A 24529-nucleotide genomic window follows, 5' to 3' on the forward strand; every position below is an offset into this window, starting at 1 on the left:
TAATAAACAATTGCTTAAAAGATAATAATTATTCATATAAAAACTAATACTTTCTAATTATTTCTAAAAACAACACAAACAAAAAACAATAAGTTTTTAGGCATACAGAAAACGAGCTTCTTTTCAGGCCTCCTACTATTATCTTTGGTATCTCTCATAGCTAAAAAGCTAACATATTTTAGGCTCATCTATTGTTATGACACATTTCTAGATTAAAAATTTTTTTCTCCATTTGGTTACTGTATTACGACTTAGTTTAAAATGGAAGGCAAGTTGGATATTGTTGAGTTTATTTTTTTTCTGATAATCAAGTATACTAAGTATATCTTTTTTTCTGAATGAACGATGTCTCTGACTGGCAGCAAAAGTTTCTTTGTCCGGAGTTCCAAAAATTTTTTCGTTAAGTTCCATAATATCCACAACAGATAAGTTTTCTTTCTGTAATAACCGTTGGCAGGAATCTCTTTTTTCCGGAAACTCTTTTACTATGATGTCATTATAAATTCTTTTATAATCGGGGATTAATTTTTCCATAAGATGTTTATATTTAATTTTCTTCGCCTTTATACTTCCATATCCATTTATACAGCGTTGTTTTCGGAATTTTATAATGTTCTATTACTTCTGTTTTTGACATTTCTCCCGACTCTATTTGTCTCAGAATAAAATCGATGATTTCCTTTGTGTAAATATTTTTACGGAACTGGGGTAAACCCGTTTTTTTATTCTGTTTATGTTCCGTGTTTTTACCTGCTATTGCAGGAGCATATAATATCAGATGTTGTGAATACAGCCTGAAAAAATCATATTCTAATAGTTTACTCCATTTCAACAGATTTTCTATTTCTATGCTTGTAGCCTTGTACATTATTCTTATTTCCTGCTCTGTACATTTCATAAAACTACAGATACGGGATAGTTCTATACCGCAGTCTGCAACTTCTTTTTCAATCAATGGTCCTATTGGAATCTCTTTAAAATTCATTAGTCTGTGTTTTTACAATCGTTTAATTGAGGGTATTTTATAAACCGGCAGACGGAAATTCATCTGCCGGATACAATGAACTTAAGGTGCTTTAATCTGTTCTATTTTTATACTTTCATATCAAATCAATAGGCAGACATTCTTTGCGCAGTCATGAAGACACGTCGGATGTTATTACTGGGATCAGTATCATTTAAATTATCTACAGAAACAAACACTATTATTCTGTACCAAATTCCGTCTACAAGTAAATCTACTGTTTCTATCTCCTGAGAATTATCAGATCCAGTCCTATCACCAGAGGTTGCAGTAATCGCTGTTGAAGTACTATTCATATTGTCTCCCCAGTTAAGATAAAGTCCGTCATCTGTTTGCAGGTAACCGCCCGGAGCGAGTAAAACATTAGCACGGCGATAATTATTTACACTCGATAAGGCAGAATACCAAACTTTAATATTAGAAGCAAAAACATTTACCAAACGAGGAACGTAGGTAACTCCTCCGGAACCTACATTGGAACTACTGGTAAAACTAAGATCCAATCTTATCTTTTGTCCTAAAATAGCATCGTAAGTACCGCCAATATATGTACTCAATAATCCTACATACGTCGCTGGTAATGTATAGGTAAAGAACTGGTATTCTCCGGGAGCAAGTACTTTTCCAAGACCAACTGTTGCACTACAGCTTTGTCCTCCGATTGAAAGAGGAAATGTTGTTGTATTTGGACTGGAAACCGTTGGTGTCCCGGAAATAGTATAGTTTAAAGTACCAGAGCCTTGTGCAAAATTACCCTGTTGAAGAGTTGCAGTAAGTCCATTTACAGGTCCTATAGTTTGTGCAGCGTATATTCCTCCATTTCCTCCTTTATAGGGAACTGACATTGTACCTGCAAAAGGAACACCACTGGTATAGGTAAGCGGCTCAAGAGTAGCATTTGTGCAATTCAAAGTACCTATTGTACCCTGCTGTAATGAGCGTCCATCCAAGGGTTTCCATTGAGCTCCGTCCCAATAGACATATCCTTTAAAGGTAAGGGCAGCTGTTCCTAAGTTGTATACCAATAAACCAACTGCAGGACTATTAATTGTAGCCGCATCGTCATACGCTGTTAAAGCTACTCTTGGACCTAAAAATCCTTTTTGACTCCCTGATGCAAGCTGGCTTACATTAAGCTCCAAAATAGCAGATGCGTCGGGAACTGCACCAATACCTGTAGCCCCTGATGAGGTTACGATAAAATCATTTGCTAGTTGTGCTGCTGTAGGAGTTCCTGTGACTGCATTGTTTTTACCACCATCAATATTGAAAACCCCTTGTGGATTTTGCGTATTGACGCCTACTTGAGCGAAAGTTGATGAGCCAATTGCCAAGGCAAGGATTGTATAAAATTTATTTTTCATTTTGTTTGATATTTTTGGAAAAAGGAAAAGAGTCTTGTAACTCTTTTCCTGAGTTACTATATTTTGAATTTGTGTTTCTGTTATTTTAGTATAAAATAGATTTAAAAAAAGGAGGAGGCCGAATTTGTATTCCCGTTAGAAAAGCCCTTTTGTATACCACTCTTTTGAGAGCCTGTTCTGGAAAAACCTGATTTTTGTATAGGGCAAACATCTTATATTTAGTCTGTAATACCCCTTTTTTTTCTTTAAAAGTGTTAGTTATGATAATAGCAATATCTTCTGATTTATCATAAAAAATGATATTGGAGCTGTTATTTTCTGTTATATAAATTTTCTGTTCAGAAGTCGATTTCAGTGCTTTTTTTGCTGCTTTTTTGCTGTCAGCTTTCTTTACTGTTTTAGCAAAAAGGTCTGTTGTGATTTTGATAAAGAAGAAAGCTCAACCACTTTGATATTGGAAATTTGTTCCGGATGATATACTGTAGTGAAGTCTTTAATATATAATGAAACCAGACTGTCTTTTCTTTCTTTCAAAAAAAGAATACTGTCTTTGATATTGAGATCGCAGTCTTTTCCAATGTATAATTGAGCATACATATTACAAAAAGAACATAGCAAAAGAAGCATACCTGATGCCTTTTTCAACTTATAACTGCTGTTCTTAAAATACATTTTCACCTCATCGGAATTGAGTGGTAAAATTGATCTTATTTTAAGCTGAAATAAAGAAATAATATACGCTACAGATACCTTATCAATACGCTGCAGCATACGACATAGATACCATCAAAATGGACATAATTATTTTAAAATATTGATTTTGATATAATTATAGTGATAAAATATATTTTCATTCTGAACCTATGATACACTCTTAAAGATGATATCAACAACAGAAGTTCTCTTGTTGATTTCTACATTGACCTGACAATATATTATAGAAACGTCTAATTCTATATTGAAAAATAATCCATAAAAAAATCCCCAGATCTCTCCGAGGATAAAAAAAACTAATAACCATGAAAACTCAAATAAAAAATGAGTCTGTTGTATGGTGCAATTTATAATGATACATTAACAATAACAAAACATTTCTGTAGATATAAATTATAGTTGTGTAAATTTTGTTTGTAATATTTCTCAATATTGTTTGATGTTCCTAGGTGTTGTTGAGATAGTAAATCTATGAAAGAGAAAGGAATTACAGATAACGACAGAAGAATGACAATAAAAAATAAAGATTATAATTATCAATAAGGCATGAGCCATTATTATGAATTGGGGCTATTTTTGGGGGTGAAATAAAAAAATCGCCCTATTAATAAGGCGATTTGTGACCGCAGAAGGATTCGAACCCTCACTGTCGGAGCCGAAATCCGAAGTTCTATCCATTAAACTATGCAGCCTATTCCAGGTAGCAGATGATAGGAATTAGATAATAGGTGTTGAGCCTTTTAATTCTATCCTATATTCTACCTTTTAGAAAGTAATTTTCACACCTCCCAGAATCTGTGCACCCAGGACTTTATATCCTTTGTACGTCTGGTATTTTGAGCTCAGAAGATTATTTCCGAGTGCGAAAATACTGAAATTTTTGTGAATTTTATACTCTGCAGAAAGATTTAAATCAGCATAACCACCCACTTTATCATTCGTATTCTCCGTAGATTGGAAGATTACATTCGGAGCACCTACTCCTTCAATCGCATAAGAGTTTGTCGTTCTGTCACTTGCAAAGATCCCTTTGAATCCTAGCAATAACTTCTTGTCAAGCATTGTATATTTTGCCCCGATGCTCGCATTGAATAAAGGAACGTTATAAATGTTGTCGTAGTTCTTAAGATCATACTTCGTAAACCTTAGCTCACCATCAATAATCAGATTAGCCAATGGGAAATACTGTACACTACCTTTAATATCGCTTACATTTCCGTCATCATAAACAGCAGAGAATGTATTAGCAAAATTATATGCGGAACGGTTAACAGATGTATTATCAAAAAGGCCATTGGCTTTAAAGAACATAATATCTCTCATCTTTCCATAACCTGCAGAGAAGTCGTATTTCAACGTTTCATCGATATCTCCTCTCAATCCTACATAAAAATGATATTTCGTCTCTGTTGGCTTTAAAAACTGGTCAGAAAGGATGAATGGATTCGTCTGCAGCATATCTCCATAAGTATTCAGCTTCAGACCTCCGTCTACCCCTCCGTAGAATTTAAATTCTTTTGCCGCAGCAAACTGGAACTCCGCCTGCGGGAACCAATATGTTTTATTGTTTTTTTGCTGTTCTAATTGATCATTGGAGTTTTTAGCATTCAGGAAAGAGAATGAAGATCCTAATGTCAAGTAAGAATCTCCTTTTCTGAACGTCACTTTCGGAGTCAGGCTGGTATTGAAGAAATTGGAAGAATTTTTATCTCTGATCGCAAAATCTGTCTTCACCGCATCTAAACCTACTCCAAGATCTGCATTCAGGTTGATTCCTGATTTTCCTAATTCAACCGCATGTTTAGAGAAATTGGCAAGGATGGAAACCTGGTTTTCTGAAGCATCAAAATGATCTTTCAGGAATGATGATTTTACCCTTACATCATTTAAGATTTCATTGGAATAAAAATCATAGTATCCGTTTACTTTAAACTGATTTACTTTTTGTTTCAGATCAAGTTCACCGGTAGGCTGCATAGCGTAGATTCCATAATAATTATAGCTGTCTAAACCATATTCAGCATTAAGGTTAAATTTCCCCTTTTCACCATAAGAGTTTAAGAAAGCCCCGATATTAGCCGAAGTCTGCCCGGATTTCCAGTCGTACTCTTTTTTAAGACCATTCGTGGAAAGAACATGAACATCTGCTCCTACTTCAAGCTTATTTTCAAGAGTTTTTGAAACGTTTCCGTCTACCAGAACTTTCCCGTAATTACCCATTCCAAACTGGAAATAGTTATTCTGAGCCGTTCCGTCAAATTTTGGAGCCACATCTTCCCCCTGAATGGTTGAAGTTTTGAAGTCTGAAACAGCAGGAACATCCGTGATGTTATACTTCACAGGAGTCTGCGATTTCTCTTCCGGCGGATAATTTTTGATGGTTTCCACAGAAGTTTTCTTCTTCTCAATCTTCTTCACTTCCGGCTCTCTCTTTTTGTTAAGAACCAGTTTTTCCTCCTTGATCTGGGAAAACGCCACCGACGAGAACCCTAAAAATAATATGGATAATAATTGAATTTTCTTGTTCATATTTTCTTTATTTGAAAAAAATATATAACGGGCTTTTATTTATTGGAAGCAATGTAGTTGCCTAATAAAGCTTTCCCTGACTGTTTTGTAAAAGTTCTCCCCAGTCTGAATATATTAAACAGCCAAAGGCTTTGATAAACTTGTAATTTGTATTGATAATTTTTCGTTGTACTGTTCTCAGCTACATCATAACTATAAGAAATATCATACGGAAATCCTGAAGGCAATAATCCAACGGTGAGCATACTTCCAATCATTGGGTTTCCGCAAGGAGGAGTATGGGTTAACATCGGATGCAGCGTGATCTTAGCTGCATTAGTACTGTCTTCTACAATTTCATAAATATCAGAATGTTTTAAAATTTTAAATTCTTCCCCAAGATCCTTATTCACCACAAAAGCTTTTTGCTTTTTGAAATCAGCTTTTGCATGGTTATACTCCTTTGGATATGCACTGTATGAAGGAATGCAGCTCCAGAGAGAAGTAGAAATTAAAAAAGAATATATGGCAATTTTAAACACCTTCATTTCTTATTTCTTAATCTGCTTTTTAACTTCTTTAGCTTCTGCCACGATCTCAGGGAAATCCTTGTAGTTCGCAATGATCTGATCACAGGTATAACTTGCCTGATAGTTGTCTTTCAGACCGATATAGTTTTTCGCCATCAATACCAACGCTTTTGCTCCCCAGAACTCTTCCGAAGCATAGTTGTTGGCAAGCTTAAAGATTGTTTCATTAGATGACTTGAAAGCTTTCCCTTTGTTCTGATAATACGCTTTAGCATATAAAGCTTCTGCAGCTACCGAAGTATTAGACGATTTTTCAAGGGAAACATAAGCAGCTTGTGCCTCTTTATCTTTTCCTGAGTTCATCAGACTTCTTGCCTTGATTACTTTCGCAGTTTCAATAACGGCTGCTGAGTTTTTAGAATTAGCAATGACAGCATTGGCTAATTTTTCCGCTTCAGAGAAATTATTTTCTTCCGCATATAGTTTCATCAACTCTACATTCGCATAGTTTTTAATGCTGATATTGGAAGAGTTTTTAATGCCTTCAAGGTACTTTTTAGCTTCTGCAGTATTCCCCTGTGCAATAAAGATTTGAACTAAACGAGTTTGTGCATCATCCTGGTAATCATTCTGAATTCCAGCAACTTCCTGAAGCACAAGTAAAGCTTTAGTTGAATTATTAGTCTGATAATAACTTTCTCCTAATTCGTACTTAGCCTGGTACAATCCTTCACCTGTCGGATTCTGTGTCAGATACTTTTCGTAGTAAGAAATTGCATTCTTATAATCTTTCTTCGCGAACAACTGCTTTCCTGTAGATAAGTTGATTTCATCAATTTCAGCAGCATCTACATTCACCCCAATATTTCTCGCGAAAGTTTCATATCCTGAAACATCACCGTTTTTCGTGAAGATAGGTTTAGCAGCCTGAACAACTTTCTGAGCATACGCTGTATTTTTATACTGCTCACCCAGAGATTTCAGTTCAGAAAGCGCTTTATCATTCTGATTCTGGTCGATATAATTCTGTGCTCTGTAGATAGATGCGTTTGCAATCAGATCCTTGTCAGAAGAACCTTTGATTACTTTTCCGAAATAATCATTAGAGTTGGCAAAATCATCCTGAGCAGCATAGGCTGTTCCAATTTCGTATTGAGCATCATCATAATATTCGGAATCCGGATATTTTGATAAAAGGTTTTTAAGGTTGGTTATCTTTGCCTGTGTATCTCCTTTGAATCCTAAAGCCATTGCTTTTTGGTACAAAGTATAATCCGTAGCATCTTCATTTTTATCATAAATGGCAATCGCTTCGTTCAGATCATTGTTTGCATAATGAATATCTGCAAGACGAAGTTCTGCATCATTTTTAAATTCCGGTTTCGGATTGGCAAGATATTGTTTGAAATACGTAGCAGCCTGATCAAATTTCTTGGATTTAAAATAAGCATATCCTAAATCATAAGGCAGCTGCTGTTTTTCAGGGAAGTTTTCAGTAAGAAGCTTTTCATAACGTACAATGGCAGAAGGATAATTTCCTTTCTGGTAATACACCTGTGCCAGCCAGTATAAAGCTCTGCTGTTGAATTCTTTATTGATATTGAAACCAAGACTTCTTAAGAAATATTTCTCCGCTTCATCATAATTTCCTTTATTGAATTCTTCAGTCCCCAATAAATAAGAAACCTCCTGATCTACTTTGTTGATCTCAGGAGTCGAGCTCTGCAATCTGTCAATCGCATTCAGCGTTTCTTTATAGTTTCCGGAATACAGATAAGATTTCACCAATAATGACCTCATTTCTGTGGCATTGGCTCCATTCTGATTTTCGTTGATATAACTTTGGATGACCGCAGAAGGACTTTCAAACGGGTTACCGATATCATAACTTAATTTAGCGTACTGCTCATGGGCCAGCTTTTTCACTTTCGCATCATAATCCATCTGATAAGAAGAACGGAATGCAGAAAGAGCTTCCTGTTTTTTATCTACAGCCAGATAAGCATTTCCTAACTGATAGTAAGCATTTTGAGCCAAAGCAGAATTGCTGTTCAAAAGCTGGTTGTAATAAGAAACCGCTTCATCATATTTTTTAAGCTGTGCAGCCACAAATCCCATCTCATACAAATCGTTTTCTGATGGATTTTGCTGTACACTCAGATAATCTTTTAAATGTGGGTAGGCAGAAGTATAATCATTCTTCATGAAATAACTCTCCCCAATGATCTTATGAACTTCTGCTTTATAAGAATCTGAAATATTTTCGTTTAACAGAGCATTTCCTTCCGTGATCGCCTGATCGTAGTTCTTATCATTATAATACATCTGCACATAATAAGGACGTACCAACTTGGAGAACTTATCCTGATCCTTTATCGAATCAAAATACTGGAAAGCTTTATCACTTTGTCTGTTGCTATAATACAAATGCCCAAGCATATAAGCAATATCTCCTTTTTGAGACTGATCTGCTGTTTTATAAGCCTCTTCAAGGGCATCAGTTGCTCCTTTAGAATCGCCCGTCATGAATTTGGCATATCCAAGCTTAAGAATATACTGGGTATTTTCCTCCTTCGAAAGCTGATACTGATTCACTTTTTTCAAAGTTTCCAGTGCTTTGTCGAAATCTTTTTTTGCTAAATAGTAATCTGCCAACGGAAGATTAGCCTGCGCAAAATAAGCAGAATTAGGATATTCTTTCATAAAAGCCGTTAACCCATCTTCAGCATGATTTTTCTGAAGAATCACACCAATTACATTATCAAAAAACTGCGCAGCTTCTTTTTTCGAACGGGACAAATTCTGATTGTAGAAGTATTGTCTTGCGTATTCGTATTGAGAAGCATTGTATATTTTAGTCTGATAAAGATTTTCGGCTAGATTGAACCTGTAATTTTCTTTCTGGGTAAAATATTGAGACTGTTGAGCATCGGAGATTCCGAAATAAATTACAGCAGCCGCTAAAAGTATTTTTTTTGATTTCATTCTTCTTGATATAAGAAAATTAGTCTAAATAAGTTAACGAAAATATTAAAAACTTATTGTTTAAGCAAGTTTTAACAGTGTTAATGGCTGTTAATTCTTATTTCATAACAATCTAAATTTTCTCACCATACAATGATAAAATTTACTACTTTCGTTTGATAAAATGTAAACAATTTTAATAAACAGTTATCAAAAACACATTTTAATTTGATACTTTTTCAACAGCAGCTAAAAACATACCATAAACACACCATCTCATGAAATTTAAGATTCTTTTAGCATTAATTTTTGTCAACCTCCTGCAGGCACAAAAGTTTTATTTTCCAAAAACAGCTGTAAATGACTCTGTTATATTGGAAAAACAGATTCCAGGACTTGCACAACAAGTGATTCCTCATCTTCAATCAGCGAAATACAAACCGGAAAACACCGTTGATCTTATGGACAATCTTTTCCGTCTGCAGATCGTGGCTCAGGATTATAAAAATTCGCTGATTTCCCTTTCCGAAAACCGGAAGCTCTTTGCCGATAACAATATGGGAGACTACAGATATATCGGATTTGAACTGTATACACTTGCGAAAATGGAGCAAAAAGAAAACAACACCTCATTTTCCAATGTCCTTCAAAAAGTATTTAATAAAAAATATGAAAGCCTTTTGGAAAAAACGATTCCCAGACTAGGAATTGCTCTTGACGGGGATGTACGAGAATCTAAAAAGCAATTGAAGAAAGTACTGGACAAACAAAAAGACAAAGACAGTATTGATTACAGGACAGCCCTTGCTCTATGCAAAAGCTATTTAAGTTATAAAACCTATTCCGGTATAAAACCTCAGGTGATGCAGCTCCTGGCTTCAAAAGACAGAGAAAAATTCATTATTGAAACCAGAGATCTTAAATTAAAAAACGGAAATACTTTAACAATTACCATTGTCAGAAAAAAAGGAGACACTACTCCGCTTCCCGTTATTCTTACCAATAATATCTACGCAGGTCCTTTTGATGAGTTCTTTGGAAAGCGAGCCGCTATTTATAATTATGTAGGAGCTGTTGTCAATACGAGAGGTAAGAGAAACAGTAATAATGTTAATAATCCTTTTGAACATGAATCTGAAGATCTTTATGATGTCATAGACTGGGTAAGCAAACAACCCTGGTGCAATGGAAAAGTAGGAATGATTGGCGGAAGTTACTTAGGTTTCAGCCAATGGGGAGCGGTAAAAAAACTGCATCCCGCATTAAAGACGATCGTTCCTCAGGTTGCCGTTGGTATCGGGGTCGATTATCCGGCTCAGAATAATATCTTCATGAGCTACATGCTTCAGTGGATACAGTATGTGACCAATAACAAACTTACGGACGAGGCTGATTTCGCCAATGCTGTAAAATGGGATTCTATCTATACAAAATGGTACAAAAGCGGAAAAGCGTTCAGGTCTTTAGATACAATAAGCGGTAAACCAAGCAAAATATTCCAGCGATGGCTGGATCATCCGGGATATGATCAGTATTGGCAGAAAATGGTTCCTTACAAAGAGGATTTTTCTAAAATCAATATTCCTATCCTGACGACAACGGGATATTATGATGATGATCAGATTGGCGCGCTGTATTATTTTAAACAACATCATCTGTACAATAAAAATGCAGATCATTATCTGGTCATAGGCCCTTATAATCATGGAGGAGCCCAAAGTTTCGGTTTTACTTACGTGAATGGAAATCCTATTGATCCTGCAGCAAGAATCAGTATTGACGACCTTGCTTTCTCATGGTTTGACTATATTCTTAAAGGAGGTCAAAAACCGGAAATTTTAAAAGACAGAATCAATTTTCAGGTAATGAATACAAATACATGGAAGCATGTGGCTGATCTTGATAAAATGCATAATTCTTCTTTGAAATTTTACCTTCAGGACAAAAAAAATACATCTTCTGTATTTAATAAACCTGAAAACAAGACCTTCACAACACAAATTGTTGATCTTAAAAACAGAGATCAGAAAGACACTTATTACAAAGTCAGTAAAAAAGACAGCATAAAAATGACAAATTCTGTCGCTTTTGAAAGTGAAGTTCTTGACAAGGATATCATCATGAGTGGAAATCTTTCCGGAGTCTTCAATGTTTCCATCAATAAAAAAGATTTTGACACGGATACTTACCTGTATCAGATTCAACCGGATGGAAAATCCTCTCTTCTATCCACTCATATTGTGAGAGCCAGCTATGCGAAAAACAATGAACAAAGACAGCTTCTTGAACCCAATAAAACGGAACAGATTCCGATTAACAATTCCTATTTCATGAGTAAAAAGATAGAAAAAGGAAGTAAACTCCTGTTATTGGTCGGAGTGAATAAAAGTCCCAACTGGCAGATCAATTATGGTTCCGGTAAAGATGTAAGTGATGAAACGATTAAGGATTCCGGGGAACCTTTAGAGATAAAATGGTACAACGACAGCTACGTGGAAATCCCTGTTTATAAAGACTAAAGCCTTTTGTTTGAGCATTTTTACCCAAATGTTCTTAACAACTGTTAACATCAAAATAAAAAATCATTACATTTGCTTTTTTTCAAATCAAATATAGTTATTGAATGAGTCAACTTTTTAGAAGAAAAATCTATTCAGATACAGATACTTCAACAGGACTTTTAAGAGTCTTAGGTGTATGGGACATTGTATTTTTTGGTATTGCGGCCATTATAGGAGCTGGAAGTTTCAGCAGTTTAGGAGAAGCCGTTTTCAGAGGTGGTCCCGGTGTTATTCTACTATATTTGATTTGCGGGTTTGCCTGCGGGTTTACCGCTTTATGCTACGCTGAATTTGCCAGCAGAATTCCTACCGCAGGTTCTGCTTACACATATGCCTACGCCAGTTTCGGAGAACTTATTGCCTGGGTAATTGGCTGGGCTCTGATCATGGAATATTCTTTCGGGAATATTTACGTAGCCTTTTCCTGGTCGGATTATTTCACCAGTTTCCTAGGCCGTCTCGGAATGCATATCCCTGATTATCTGACCTGCAGTTATACTGAAGCGAGAAAAGCTGTTCAATATGGTTCTGAAAACAAGGAATTATTAAATGCCTGGAAAACAGCTCCATTAATCGGAAGTTTGAAATTCATTGTAGATATTCCGGCATTGGTTATTAACGGTTTGATTACATGGCTTTGCTATGTAGGAGTAAAAGAAAGTAAAAACTTCAACAACTCTTTGGTTATCTTAAAACTGGGAGTAATTCTATTAGTTATTCTGGTTGGTTTCTCTTATATCAATACTGAAAACTGGACTCCAGTAAGCCCTACAACGGGAACACCATCCTTCATGCCAAATGGTTTTGCAGGAGTAATGAGTGCCGTATCAGGAGTATTCTTTGCTTATATCGGATTTGATGCTTTAAGTGTTCTTTCTGAAGAGACTAAAGATCCGCAGAAGACCTTACCAAAAGGAATGATTATCTCTCTTGTATTGTGTACTGTGATCTATATTGCATTAACGCTTGTATTGACAGGAATGGTAGATTATAAGAAATTTGACGGTGTTGGAGATCCTCTTTCTTTCATATTTGAAAAAACAAATGCTAATGTAGCCTGGATGGAGCTTGTGGTTTCCTTCGTTGCGATTGTTGCCATTACTACTGTATTATTGGTTTTCCAGATGGGACAGCCGAGAATCTGGTATGCTATGAGCCGTGACGGACTGATGCCTCAGAGATTCCAAAAAGTACATCCTAAGTATAAAACACCATCATACGCCACTATTGTTACAGGAATTGTAGTAGGTATTCCTATCCTGTTTACAGATAAAACTTTCATCCTTGATTTTACAAGTATCGGAACTATTTTCGCCTTTGTACTGGTGTGTGCAGGAGTGCTTATGCTTCCGGCTAAAGAGAAAATAAAAGGAAGATTCCACCTTCCTTACGTGAACGGAAAAATCATTTTCCCTGTTATTTTCATTGGTGGTTTGCTGGCTTTCTACAAATGGCAGCCGGAGTTTTTTGACAATCTGATGAACTGGTCAGATCCTAATGAAGGAGAATTCAGAGCTTCTATTTTCTTCTTTATTATCATCAACCTGATCCTATGCGTTGTAGCTTTTATCAAGAATTTATCATTAATTCCACTGATTGGATTAAGTTCATGTCTATACCTTCTTACAGGAATGAGCCATGAGAACTGGTTCTGGTTCGGAATGTGGTTCCTGATCGGTATGGTTATTTATTTCTGCTACGGATACAAAAACAGTAAGCTTGGAAAAGAATTAAAAGACAGCTAAATAAGCAATCAATACCATTGCGGAAAGGCAAAATAGCAAAGAGGTTAATCCCGATGGAGAGACTGATTCGCTGTTTTGCCTTTTTCTTTTTCAACCTCTCTTAAAAATCGGCAGCATTATTGCTTTAACTTCAATAGAATCAACAAACTAGATTACCATGGCCGAAAGAATCAAAACATACAGAGAGTTTTACCAGTTCTATCTTACTGAACATAGTAAAACAGGCACACGCATTTTCCATTTTATCGGAACATTTCTCGTGTTTTTCGTTATATGGTATGTCATCAGTTCCGGAAAAGAAAGATTTCTATGGTACATTCCGATCGTAGGCTATGGATTTGCCTGGTTCAGTCATGCGGTGATTGAGAAGAATAAACCGGCTACTTTTAAATATCCTTTGTGGTCTCTCATTTCAGATTTCAGACTGTTTTTTGAACTTTTAATCGGTAAACAGAAATTCTTCACCTCTAATAATCAGCCTCAGAAACACGAATAGCCTTGTGTTTCTTTTCTTTTTTTTAGTTTTGAAGGAGTAAGAGCATTTCGACTTCGCACAATATGAGATTTCTGCAAATGACGATATTATTTTTCTCGCAGATTGTGGAGATTTCGCAGATTCTTTTTAATAATGTCTGCCTAGTTTTCAAGAGCTGTGGAGGATATTAAAATTTAGATTCCTTGCTTTGCTCTGAATGACAAAAATACTGGTGAAATGTCCATGTCATTTTTAGAGAAGTACAATTTTATCGAAGATAAAATCTCTGCGTCTTAAAAAACGTAAAGTTTGTAAAATCTTTAGCGTCTTTGCGTTTTCCTACCCTTACTTATCTATTGAGATTGCTTCAACTTCGGTTCGAATGACTAAAGGTCTGAGAGGTTTTGTTTGCTAGGATGTAACTTCTTCCCTATCAGATATCCCAATGAAGGCAGAATAAACGACAATACAACCGGAACGATCAAAGCCAGCCCTGAACCATCAAGAATAATCGTTAACGGAAAAAGATATCCATTATAAGCAAGAAGAGCCAGTGAAAAAAGAAAACTATCACTGTTGCTGGTAGAAAGGATATTGAAATGACTTCCAAACTGGTCAAACAAACCGGAACAAGCAAATAACAGTACATTCACAAAAAACACCCACAGCACAGTTCTGTAAATCATTCCTTTTTTGGCATTCAGGTATCCTGCAAAGATCAGAAAGAGGGATAAAATTCCGGAAACCATATAATCAATGCCGGACGTCTCCACCTCACTTCCGGTTCTTCCAAAGAAATACATGGCATAGAGTACAATATTCAGAAGATAGATTAGCGTTACATAATTCATACATCAAAAAATTTACTATTTATAATCAATATTGTTTCTCAAGGATATCATAGTGAACGGTGTTTACTATTTTTTCAGCAAGAGCATCACCATTCACTTTTTTCTTTTTAGGGATATAACTTGAAAATGTTATCGTTTTATCATTATTCAAAGTCACTTCTACTTCTTCCAGAATGTTTTGGTCATCCACATAAAACTGGATTCTGTTTTCTATAATCCTCCAAAAAGAAAGTCTTGGTTCGGAAGGACTGCAATCTCCTGTTTTTCCTTCTACATAGTTGTAAATGGCAAAACCATCTTCCCTTATCGCATAATTTCTCATCAAACGGCAGTTATCAAATTCTTTTACCACTTTCTTTTTCCCTTCATAAAACCCGGCTTCCTTCAGTTTCCAGAATCCTGTAACATTTTCTTTGGTTAAACTCTGCGCTTTAACAAATGAGGAAACTGCAACACAAAATCCCACAACCATTATCCTGTTCATATATAAAATTGTACTTTTAAATTGATTATCAATGAATATTATTAGAATAAAATGTTTCGGCGGGCGGCTTCGCCGCCCGCCGAAACATTAAACTTTAAACATTAAACTTTGAACTTTGAATTTAATGCTCTATTTAAATTTCTTTTTAAAGCTGAATTTAAGCATATTCATCAGTCCTGGTTCAATGATGTCTATTCCCAGTCCGAAATTACTGTCGGCAACAGTATGATGATCTGTTCTGAATTGTTCAAACTCACTTTGCGGAATTTCAAGATTGATCTGAGGATTATATTCAATATTCACACTTGCCCCGTTCTTGTTCACTTTTTTACGGCTTTTATAATCAAAATACGGATTCGTTATTGTACTTTCCTGAACCGTATATTTTTCTTCAGTATCAATTTTCTGATCTGTATGCAGGTTAATTTCATATTTCTCACTATCGAAATTATGCCAGAACGGTAAATCTTTATGGATGAAATCTCTTGCACTTGCCTTGACCACATTTCGGTCAAAATACATCAGAAAACGGTTTTTCTGTGGATCTACAAAATAAGGATTCTCAATGGCAGCGGTATACTGGATCTTTACTTCATTCAGTTTCTTATCATCACTTACTACGTCAATAGCAGCATCTTTGAATACATTTCGGACATCTGTACCATTACGGTCACCTGAATAATTGAGTGCATAGAAAAGGAAACTGTTCCAGCTGTCTATGATTTCTCTTTTATTGGTACTTTTAAAATACCTTCTCATAGCATTAGCTCTGTTTCCTTTGTAAGTGGTTGACAAAGTAAGTTTTCCGGTATTGCCCTGAGCAGTTAAATCAACTCTTTCATTAATGCAGAAATAAGGGAATTTATACGATTTTCTCACCTGAAGTTCCTGATCTCTTTTCACTTCCAGATAATGCATAAAATAGATGAATCCTCTGTTTTCAATCAATCCGAATTCATCACGGATAGTAGCATCAATGAAATATTCTCCGCCTTTATAATTTACTTTTACCACCACGTGATTAAAGTTTAATAATGAAGGAAGGTAGTATTTAATATAATAATCTGTATTAAAATTCACCAGCACTACAGATGCATCCACTCCAATATAATCAAGGATTACTTTTAACAAAACGGATTTTGCCTTACAATCTCCCTGTTTATTTTCATAAGTTACTGACGGTTCCTGTGGTTTATGTCCATTCATTTCATCTGCATTGAAGATGTAATAGATATGGTTCTGAACATATTCTATGGCAAACTGCAGTTTTTCGTCCTGATCAGGAATGGCATCCAGTTTTTCAATCAGGTTCGGAGCAAAATCCTGTAAAGAAGATTTATTGAAAATCTCCTCATAGATCGGTACAATATAGTTAGAAAGGTCTTTCCAGTTACTTTCGGTAGCAAAATCTATATAAGGGAAAATTTCACGTCCTGAATCTACAGGATTGATGTAATTTTCTTCTTCAATGACGAACCGTTCTCCTTTTTTCAGATGATTGATTTCCGGTTCAAGAACATTGCTCTGTTCATCTCTGAAAAATGTTTTTTTGTAAGCAATAGTTTGTTCACGCTCATTGATAAACGTGAATTTAAAGCTACCATAAGCCCAATAATTATCAGGACTTACCCAGACATATTTTGAGAATTCCTTTCTCAGAAAATCGCGGTCTGTAAATTCTTTGATTCTTGAATCTTCTAAAATCAACACATCATACAGTCTGAGATCTTTAATAGTAATATTGATTTTTTTATTACTGCTCAAGACTCCACCACTGCTTTGGTTCTCACTGTCAAGAACCTTAATTTTCGTATCCGGAATTTTATCAATCAGTACTCCGTCTCTCAACACACTGATTCTGTGAATCTGGTAAACTTCATTCTCCTCTACAATCACATCAGAAGCAGAAGCCCTTTCCAGGTTTCCCGGTTCGTTCAGAGTATAGGCCATGCAAACATACTCACTGTTTTCAGTGTTGCTTGTGTAGTATTTTTTATCCAAAAAGTAGCAGTAATCACGACCTTCATCAATTTGTCTTTTGGCAAATTCGGAGTCTTTGATTCGGCTTTTTATTTCCTCATCCCCGATATTTCCTGCCCACATTTCAGGTTTTTGAATCCTGTAATTTTCAACTTGCATTTGATTTTCCATATTTATTATAAGAATTATGTTTTGTGGTTAGTGTTTAAGAAATTCAAATTAAATGATTAAAAAAGTAAAAAGCAATAGCAGAAGTACTACAATTCAGGAAAGCGAACTTCGGCATGGTAATTGCGAGGTAAGGGGAAAATCAAGTTTATGAAAAGTATAGCAACAATTCTAAAAGGGGCAGCTCCCGCATTAGCATTATTCGCAATGACGCAATGTACAACCACAGCCAATGCATCCGCAGGAGATGAAAAAACTTTCATCGTAGGACCACAAACAGCAGATTGTACAGGAGTAGCACCTATGAAATGTCTGCAGGTAAAAGAAAATGGTTCCGGAAACTGGACGAATTTCTACAGCAATATCGAAGGATTTACTTATGAACCGGGGTATGAATATGTTTTAAAGGTAAAAACGGAAAAAATTGCCAATCCGCCAGCTGATGCATCTTCCATAAAATACACCTTGGTAAAGCAGGTTTCTAAGACAAAAAAGAAAGAACTGGCAGCCAATGAAAAAACAATTATCGTAGGACCACAAACCGTAGAGTGTTCTGCTGGAGCTGGCCGTATGCAATGCATGCAGGTAAAAGAAAGTGCTTCTGCAGACTGGACAAATTTCTACAGCCACATTGAAGGCTTTACTTATGAGCCGGGTTACGAATATGTTTTAAAAGTAAAAACAGAAAAAATTGAAAATCCTCCGGCAGATGCTTCTTCAATCAAATATACATTGGTAGAACAGGTTTCTAAAACGAAGAAATAATTAATAAAAAAAGTTCCTGAAAATTTCAGGAACTTTTTTTATGTTGGAAGCTGGAAGAATGAAGTCAGAAGGTAGTATCTCACTAACTGTGTAAGTTAAAAAGTTATTCTGGAAAATTTTGAGCCCTTATAGCTCAAAAAATTTTACGGAAATAACTTTTTATTATTTTTAACCATTACATAGTTATGATCGACAAAGAAGAATTATTAAACAACAAGGATTTTTACAAGTCCTTTAAAAATGGAGAAGACTTAACTTCTTTCTTCAAAGAAATGCACAAGCGAGCTATAGAGCATATGCTTGATGCAGAATTGGACTCTCATTTGGATAATGATAAACATCAGAAATCTGCCACTGGAAATTACCGTAACGGTCACGGGACTAAAAAGATAAAATCCTCATTTGGCGAATCTGAAATTAAAGTTCCCAGAGATAGAGGAGGTAGTTTTGAACCAGCATTGGTTCCAAAGAGACATAATATTATCGATGGTTTGGAGAATATTATCATATCATTTTATGCTAAGGGAATGAGTGTAAGTGATATTGAAGAACAAATTAAAGAAATGTATGATTTTGATGTTTCTACCTCTACCATCTCACGAATCACCAATGCGGTTGCCAGTGAAGTTGTTAGCTGGCAGAACCGCCCGCTTGAAGATTTGTATCTCATTGTCTGGATGGATGGGATTGTTTTCAAGGTAAGGGAAAATTCCAAAGTCATTAATAAAACCGTTTATCTGGCTGTTGGATTAAACCGTGACGGGAGAAAGGAGGTCTTGGGAATGTGGCTTGGAAAAAATGAAAGTTCAGCCTTCTGGATGAGTGTTCTCACGGATTTAAAAGCCCGTGGTGTGGAGGATATTCTCATCACTGCTACCGATAACTTAAACGGATTTACCCAAACAATCCGTTCCGTCTTTCCTGAATCTCAAACCCAAATTTGCGTTGTCCATCAAATAAGAAATGCCTGCAAATATGTGGTCTGGAGGGACAGAAAAGAATTTTCTGCCGATATGAAGCATATTTACACCGCTCCAACAAAACAAGCGGCTCAAGCAGCTCTCAATGATTTTGCAGATAAATGGGAAAGCAAATATTCTTATGCTATACAATCCTGGCGAAACAATTGGGATGAACTCACTGTATTTTTTGAATTTCCTCTCGAGATACGAAAAATCATTTACACCACAAATTTAATTGAAAATCTCAACGGCAAAATCAGAAAATACACCAAAAATAAAATGTCTTTTCCTACTGATGATGCTGTAATGAAATCAGTTTATTTGGCATTAAAAGAAGCTACTAAAAAATGGACAATGCCTATACAGAATTGGGGTATTGTCCTCAACCAATTTATGCTTATTTTTGAGAAAAGGCTCAGATTATAAAATCTAAGCCCTGACTTTTTAACTTACACACTTTACGGGATAGTGTCAGTCAGAAGTTACTTTTGGTCAATCCGGAAAAGTTAACCATTATATCTTCATTTTCCTTTCTATCTTAAAATCCGGTTTCTTTTTGTGGAGGATCAGGATATTTTCCTTTAGTAGCTTCTCCTACCGTGTTTGCTGTTGTCATAGCAACAACAAGATCGTTCAGCATTCCGCTTGCTGCGGTAGGTGAATTCGGAAGAAGGACAAGATTACTTCTGTTACTTGCTCCCACCGAATGTAAAGTATCATAATGCTGTGTCACCACGATAAGTGCAGAGGCTTCATGAGAGTTGATATCCACATTATTCAGCATTCTTACAGACTCTTCAAGTCCTTTTGCAATTTCTCTTCTTTGATCGGCAATCCCCTGACCTTGTAACTTTTTAGATTCAGCTTCTGCTTTTGCAACGGCTACAATACGGATTCTTTGTGCTTCAGACTCATATTCTGCAGCTGTTTTTTCTCTTTCTGCAGCATTGATTCTGTTCATCGCATGTTTCACCTGTTCATCCGGATCAATATCCGTTACCAAAGCTTTGATAATATCATATCCATAACTGTTCATCGCTTCCTGAAGTTCACCTTTCACAGCAATTGCCACATCGTCTTTTCTTACAAAAACATCATCCAGTTTCAGCTTTGGAACTTCTGCTCTTACGACATCAAAAACAAATGAAGTAATTTGATTCTCAGGATTTTCCAAACGATAATAAGCATCTCCCACCTGACTTCTGATAACCTGATACTGAACGGAAATTTTCATTTTGATGAAAACGTTGTCCAATGTTTTTGTGTCAATCATTACATCCAGCTGCTGAATTCTCAAATTCAGTCTTTTTGCAATCTGATCTATGATTGGCAATTTAAGATGAAGACCGGAATGTTTTACAGCCCTGAATTTCCCGAAACGTTCAATAATCGCCGCTGTTTCCTGCTTAACCACAAAAAACGAAGCGAATAAAATGATAAGCCCGAAGAAAATAACGGGCGCTAAATATATACCCATAGTTTTAATTTTTATTAATATGTCGTTACAAATCCTGTTTTGTTAAAAACAATTTGTGGGTGTCTGTTTAAATATAGGAAAAATAAATGTAAGATTTAGAATATAATTCACAGGGAGTCAAGCATAAGCCAGTATATTTTTTTAAAGATTAAAATTATTCTGAAAAAGACTTACTTTTGAATATTCATTACACATCATGGTTAATTCTAAAGAAATATTAAAGGATCACATTTCAAAATTTACTTCTCTCACGGAAGAGCAGCTGGATTATGTTTTTGGGCATTTTAATCTGATTAGTTTAAAGAAAGGGCAAAATCTCATCTCGGAAGGTGATTTTGTGAATCATGAATATTTTGTTCTGGAAGGCTGTTTGAAAGCCTTTTATCTTAATGACAGCATGAAAATGTTTATCCTCCAGTTTGCGATGCCTACGTGGTGGGTGACCGATTTTGATGCGCTTTACAGTAAAACAAGAGCCACCATCAATGTAGACTGCATCACCAATGCCACAATCCTTTCTATTTCCAATGAAGACCGGGAAAAAATTTGTAATGAAATTCATGAGGTTGAACATTTCTTCCGATGGAGAACCAATAAAGGATACGTAGCTACACAAAAACGTTTGCTTTCTTTCATGAATAATGACGCCAAATTCCGGTATGAAGAACTTCTATCCATGTACCCTCAGTTGTACAACCTGGTTCCAAAGCATCTGATTGCTTCTTATCTGGGAGTAACCAGAGAAACATTGAGCAGACTGCATCAATAATCAACCTCTTTAAAAACGATTGAGCTCCTCCTCTATTTTGTGAGGTACATCACGTAACTTTTTCTTTCGATCGGCTGAACTTTGTGTCAATATTTAAACCCAATAAAAATGGACACAAAAAATTTTAAAGTCAATAAAGAAAATAGTACTATAGAATGGATCGGGAGAAAAGTAACCGGCGCTCACAACGGAACAATTGATGTAAAAGAAGGCAACTTTACATTCGGAGAAGGAAAACCGGTTTCCGGAAAGTTTATCATTGATACCCGAGCCATCAAAATCCTTGACATTGAGGATGCTGAAACCAACACACAGTTTGCCAATCATCTGGCTTCTGATGATTTCTTTAATTCTGAACAGTTTCCTGAAGCATATTTCGAAATTACACATGCAGAACCGGGTGCTGAAAATCTTTATTATGTAAAAGGAGACCTTACCATAAAAGGAATTACACATCCTATCGATACCAGCCTGGAGATTACAAAAACAGATAATACAGCTGTTCTTAAAAGCAAGATTGTAATTGACAGGACGAAGTTCAATATCAAATTCAGATCGTCTAATTTCTTTACCAATCTTGGTGACACATTGATCTACAACAATTTTGACCTCAACATCCATCTTGTTGCGGAAGCTTATTAATTCAAATAATTTTAAAAATTTACCATCATGCCATTCATCAAAGTAGAGGTGCTTCGCGAAGATCTTACCCGCGAAACGAAACAACAATTAATCAGAAAAATAAGTGAAGCTGTAACTTCAGTTTTGAATAAAGATCCTCATTTAACGCATATTGTCATCAATGAAATTGAAGATGATAACTGGGGATATGCCGGAGAACAGGTTTCAGTGTTAAAAGAACAGGGATTTTCAACAGAAAAAAAAATAAATCAATAATGAAAAAACAAACCATAATTATAACAGGAGCTTCTTCAGGAATAGGATTGGAAACCGCCCGTTATTTCTTAGACAGAGGCGATAATGTCATCATTAATTCACAAACTGCCACCAAATTAGAAGAAGTGTACCATGAATTGGGAGCCGGAGAAAATCTGGCGATGGTTGCCGGAAATGTTTCAGATAAAGCAACCGGAGAAACGCTGGTTCAAACAGCTTTAGAAAGATTCGGATCTGTTGATGTTCTTATCAATAATGCAGGAATCTATGAAAACAAACCATTTCTGGACGTTACCGAAGACTATCTGGACCGTTTTTTAACCACCAATTTAAAAGGAACATTCTTTACTACACAGGCTGTTATTCCTCAGATGATCAAACAAAAAGACGGTGTGGTAATCAATGTAGGAACGCCATTGGTGTATCACGCAATTGCAGAATCTCCTTCTACTGCACCGATTTCCAGCAAAGGAGCAATTCATGCACTAACTTTACAACTGGCTGCAGAGTTTGGAAAAGATAATATCAGAGTCAATACCGTTGCGCCGGGATTGATCAGAACTCCGATGCATGGTGCAGATCTTGACAACAATTCAGGAATTCATCTGATCAATCGTATCGGAGAGCCGGAAGAAGTTGCTCAGATGATTCATGCGATTGCCAAAAACAAATTAATTTCCGGAGCCATCATCAATGTAGACGGAGGAATGGGTGCTGGACATCATTTATCATGAAACTATCATTAATTATAGCATGGCTGCTCAGCTTTCCGTTGAGCGGCCTTGCACAAAATCTAAAGGATATGAAAACCAATCAGACCTCAGAGACTGAAATAAGAAATGTCATAGAGAATTATTATTTCAAAGGAATTTATGAAGGAAATACGGAACTTCTTACCAAAGCTTTTTATAAAGGCGCTTTGCTTTTCGGAGACGTTAACGGAGTTCCGTATTTCAAAACAGCAGAACAGTATATTGAAGGTGTTGGAAACCGTGTAAGCCCAGAGAAATCAGGAAAGGGTTTTAAAAGTGAAATTATTTCCATTGACATCATTAATTCAATTGCTGTCGCAAAATTAAACGTCAGAATGTATGATTTTAATTATTATAATTTCATAACTTTCAATCATATAGATGGAAAATGGCTGATTATCAACAAGACATTGACCCATGTACAACCTTAATTCAGATTTTTAATAAAAACCAATACCATCATGTGGAATAAAAATAGAATTACGGAATTATTAGGAATTGAATATCCTATCCTGCAAGGACCTTTTGGCGGAGGTCTTTCTACTGTTGAACTGACAACTACGGTGAGCAATTTTGGCGGATTGGGAGGTTTTGGAGCGTATACGTTATCACCGCAGGAAATCTATGATGTTCACAAAGCGATACAATCCAAAACGGGCAAACCTTACAATCTTAATCTCTGGGTAAGTGATCACGATATCATTGACGAAGAACATACAAAAGAGCAATATCAAAAGGCGGTTGAGACTTTCCAACCTTATTTTGATCTTTTGCAAACGGATATTCCTGCACCGCCACTCTCTTTTGAATCAAGATTTCAAAATCAGCTGGATGTTGTTTTGGATATTAAACCTAAAGTTTTCAGCTTTATGTTTGGACTGCTTGGTGAAAACCTCATCGAAGATCTTCATCGTCAGGGAACTGTTGTGTTGGGAAATGCAACGACGCTTGATGAGGCAATTGCTCTGGAAAAAACAGGCGTGGATGTTATAGTTGCTTCCGGTTTTGAAAGCGGAGGACACAGACCTTCGTTTCTGGATCAGGCAGAACTTTCTACAACGGGAACTTTTGCTTTGATTCAATTAATTAAAGACCGTGTAAAAATCCCTGTAGTGGCTGCCGGAGGAATTGCCAACGGCCGTGGAATTGCTGGTGCTTTCAAACTGGGAGCTGATGCTGTACAAATCGGAACTGCTTTTCTGGCAACTGAAGAATCCGGAGCATTACCGATACACAAAGAGTTTTTATTTTCTGACGCGGCTAAATCCACTACGCTTTCCAGAGCCTATACCGGAAGATTAGGACGTGGAATTACTACAAAAATAACAAGAGATCTATTGGCCGCAACGGACAAGACACTTCCTTTTCCTTTGCAGACGCATTTTATGGGTGCGTTAAGAAAAGCAGCTTTGGAACAGCAAAAGAATGATCTGGTGTTCTTCTGGTCTGGTCAGATTGCACCACTTTTAAAGCATAAAAAAGCCTCCACTTTAATGCAGTCATTAATAGAAGAGGCTTCTGAATTATTACAATAAATAG

General features: G+C 36.1%; 22 protein-coding genes and 1 tRNA gene. 11 read left to right on the forward strand and 12 right to left on the reverse strand.

The window, feature by feature from the left end; translation table 11 throughout:
• Positions 1-207: 207 nt before the first annotated feature.
• From ACKTTZ_RS23140 to ACKTTZ_RS23175, 8 genes are all read right to left on the reverse strand, one after another.
• Positions 208-534, reverse strand: a complete 327-nt coding sequence (locus ACKTTZ_RS23140) for a hypothetical protein (RefSeq protein WP_034697096.1) — start codon at positions 532-534, stop codon at positions 208-210.
• Between the two features lie 13 nt (positions 535-547).
• Positions 548-985, reverse strand: a complete 438-nt coding sequence (locus ACKTTZ_RS23145; protein WP_034697095.1) for a transposase — start codon at positions 983-985, stop codon at positions 548-550.
• 125 nt (positions 986-1110) lie between these two features.
• Entirely contained in the window at positions 1111-2388 is a 1278-nt protein-coding gene (locus ACKTTZ_RS23150; RefSeq protein WP_253316775.1) for a hypothetical protein, read from the reverse strand.
• Positions 2389-2778: 390 nt separating this feature from the next.
• On the reverse strand, positions 2779-3159 hold the full coding sequence (locus ACKTTZ_RS23155) for a hypothetical protein (protein WP_407846736.1): 381 nt from the start codon (positions 3157-3159) through the stop codon (positions 2779-2781).
• A 563-nt stretch (positions 3160-3722) separates the two neighbouring features.
• Positions 3723-3794 (reverse strand) — tRNA-Arg (locus ACKTTZ_RS23160).
• Between the two features lie 73 nt (positions 3795-3867).
• Positions 3868-5631 carry a TonB-dependent receptor gene (locus tag ACKTTZ_RS23165; RefSeq protein ID WP_407846737.1) on the reverse strand — a complete coding sequence of 588 codons (1764 nt, stop codon included), beginning with the start codon at positions 5629-5631 and terminating at the stop codon, positions 3868-3870.
• 35 nt (positions 5632-5666) lie between these two features.
• Positions 5667-6158, reverse strand: a complete 492-nt coding sequence (locus ACKTTZ_RS23170) for a hypothetical protein (RefSeq protein WP_407846738.1) — start codon at positions 6156-6158, stop codon at positions 5667-5669.
• Positions 6159-6161: 3 nt separating this feature from the next.
• Complete coding sequence (locus ACKTTZ_RS23175; protein ID WP_253316779.1) at positions 6162-9125, reverse strand: tetratricopeptide repeat protein; 2964 nt, start codon at positions 9123-9125, stop codon at positions 6162-6164.
• A gap of 257 nt (positions 9126-9382) precedes the next feature.
• On the opposite strand from ACKTTZ_RS23175, the gene ACKTTZ_RS23180 reads away from it, so the two are divergent.
• The 3 genes from ACKTTZ_RS23180 to ACKTTZ_RS23190 all read left to right on the forward strand — a co-directional run bounded on the left by ACKTTZ_RS23180 (position 9383) and on the right by ACKTTZ_RS23190 (position 13906).
• Complete coding sequence (locus tag ACKTTZ_RS23180; protein WP_407846739.1) at positions 9383-11623, forward strand: CocE/NonD family hydrolase; 2241 nt, start codon at positions 9383-9385, stop codon at positions 11621-11623.
• Between the two features lie 104 nt (positions 11624-11727).
• A complete protein-coding gene (locus tag ACKTTZ_RS23185; RefSeq protein ID WP_034697088.1) occupies positions 11728-13410 on the forward strand; it encodes an APC family permease in 1683 nt (560 codons plus the stop codon).
• A 157-nt stretch (positions 13411-13567) separates the two neighbouring features.
• Positions 13568-13906, forward strand: a complete 339-nt coding sequence (locus ACKTTZ_RS23190) for an Mpo1-like protein (protein ID WP_407846740.1) — start codon at positions 13568-13570, stop codon at positions 13904-13906.
• A gap of 365 nt (positions 13907-14271) precedes the next feature.
• Here the strand turns inward: ACKTTZ_RS23190 and ACKTTZ_RS23195 are convergent, their stop codons facing one another.
• The 3 genes from ACKTTZ_RS23195 to ACKTTZ_RS23205 all read right to left on the reverse strand — a co-directional run bounded on the left by ACKTTZ_RS23195 (position 14272) and on the right by ACKTTZ_RS23205 (position 17371).
• Positions 14272-14736, reverse strand: coding sequence for a hypothetical protein (locus ACKTTZ_RS23195; RefSeq protein WP_407846741.1), 465 nt, complete (start codon positions 14734-14736; stop codon positions 14272-14274).
• 25 nt (positions 14737-14761) lie between these two features.
• Positions 14762-15220 carry a lipocalin family protein gene (locus tag ACKTTZ_RS23200; RefSeq protein WP_407846742.1) on the reverse strand — a complete coding sequence of 153 codons (459 nt, stop codon included), beginning with the start codon at positions 15218-15220 and terminating at the stop codon, positions 14762-14764.
• Positions 15221-15349: 129 nt separating this feature from the next.
• The gene (locus ACKTTZ_RS23205) at positions 15350-17371 is read right to left on the reverse strand and encodes a hypothetical protein (protein ID WP_407846743.1); all 2022 of its coding nucleotides are present in this window, start codon (positions 17369-17371) and stop codon (positions 15350-15352) included.
• Between the two features lie 147 nt (positions 17372-17518).
• On the opposite strand from ACKTTZ_RS23205, the gene ACKTTZ_RS23210 reads away from it, so the two are divergent.
• A complete protein-coding gene (locus ACKTTZ_RS23210; protein ID WP_253316784.1) occupies positions 17519-18133 on the forward strand; it encodes a DUF4377 domain-containing protein in 615 nt (204 codons plus the stop codon).
• Positions 18134-18318: 185 nt separating this feature from the next.
• The gene (locus tag ACKTTZ_RS23215; protein WP_253318248.1) at positions 18319-19521 is read left to right on the forward strand and encodes an IS256 family transposase; all 1203 of its coding nucleotides are present in this window, start codon (positions 18319-18321) and stop codon (positions 19519-19521) included.
• 112 nt (positions 19522-19633) lie between these two features.
• Here ACKTTZ_RS23215 and ACKTTZ_RS23220 read toward each other — a convergent pair whose 3' ends face one another.
• Complete coding sequence (locus ACKTTZ_RS23220; protein ID WP_034697083.1) at positions 19634-20572, reverse strand: SPFH domain-containing protein; 939 nt, start codon at positions 20570-20572, stop codon at positions 19634-19636.
• Positions 20573-20768: 196 nt separating this feature from the next.
• On the opposite strand from ACKTTZ_RS23220, the gene ACKTTZ_RS23225 reads away from it, so the two are divergent.
• From ACKTTZ_RS23225 to ACKTTZ_RS23250, 6 genes are all read left to right on the forward strand, one after another.
• Positions 20769-21341: a Crp/Fnr family transcriptional regulator gene (locus ACKTTZ_RS23225; protein WP_253316785.1), complete on the forward strand. Its 573-nt coding sequence runs from the start codon at positions 20769-20771 to the stop codon at positions 21339-21341.
• A gap of 108 nt (positions 21342-21449) precedes the next feature.
• The gene (locus tag ACKTTZ_RS23230; RefSeq protein ID WP_253316786.1) at positions 21450-21983 is read left to right on the forward strand and encodes a YceI family protein; all 534 of its coding nucleotides are present in this window, start codon (positions 21450-21452) and stop codon (positions 21981-21983) included.
• Positions 21984-22010: 27 nt separating this feature from the next.
• Positions 22011-22238, forward strand: a complete 228-nt coding sequence (locus ACKTTZ_RS23235; protein WP_034697079.1) for a 4-oxalocrotonate tautomerase family protein — start codon at positions 22011-22013, stop codon at positions 22236-22238.
• Entirely contained in the window at positions 22238-22972 is a 735-nt protein-coding gene (locus tag ACKTTZ_RS23240; protein ID WP_034697078.1) for an SDR family oxidoreductase, read from the forward strand. Before ACKTTZ_RS23235 ends, ACKTTZ_RS23240 begins: the two co-directional genes overlap by 1 nt.
• Positions 22969-23421 carry a nuclear transport factor 2 family protein gene (locus tag ACKTTZ_RS23245; RefSeq protein ID WP_034697077.1) on the forward strand — a complete coding sequence of 151 codons (453 nt, stop codon included), beginning with the start codon at positions 22969-22971 and terminating at the stop codon, positions 23419-23421. The genes ACKTTZ_RS23240 and ACKTTZ_RS23245 overlap by 4 nt, the downstream gene beginning before the upstream one ends.
• Positions 23422-23451: 30 nt before the next feature.
• Positions 23452-24525: a nitronate monooxygenase family protein gene (locus ACKTTZ_RS23250; protein ID WP_253316788.1), complete on the forward strand. Its 1074-nt coding sequence runs from the start codon at positions 23452-23454 to the stop codon at positions 24523-24525.
• Positions 24526-24529: the final 4 nt, after the last annotated feature.

Source organism: Chryseobacterium sp. KCF3-3 (assembly GCF_045865955.1).
Lineage (GTDB): Bacteria > Bacteroidota > Bacteroidia > Flavobacteriales > Weeksellaceae > Chryseobacterium.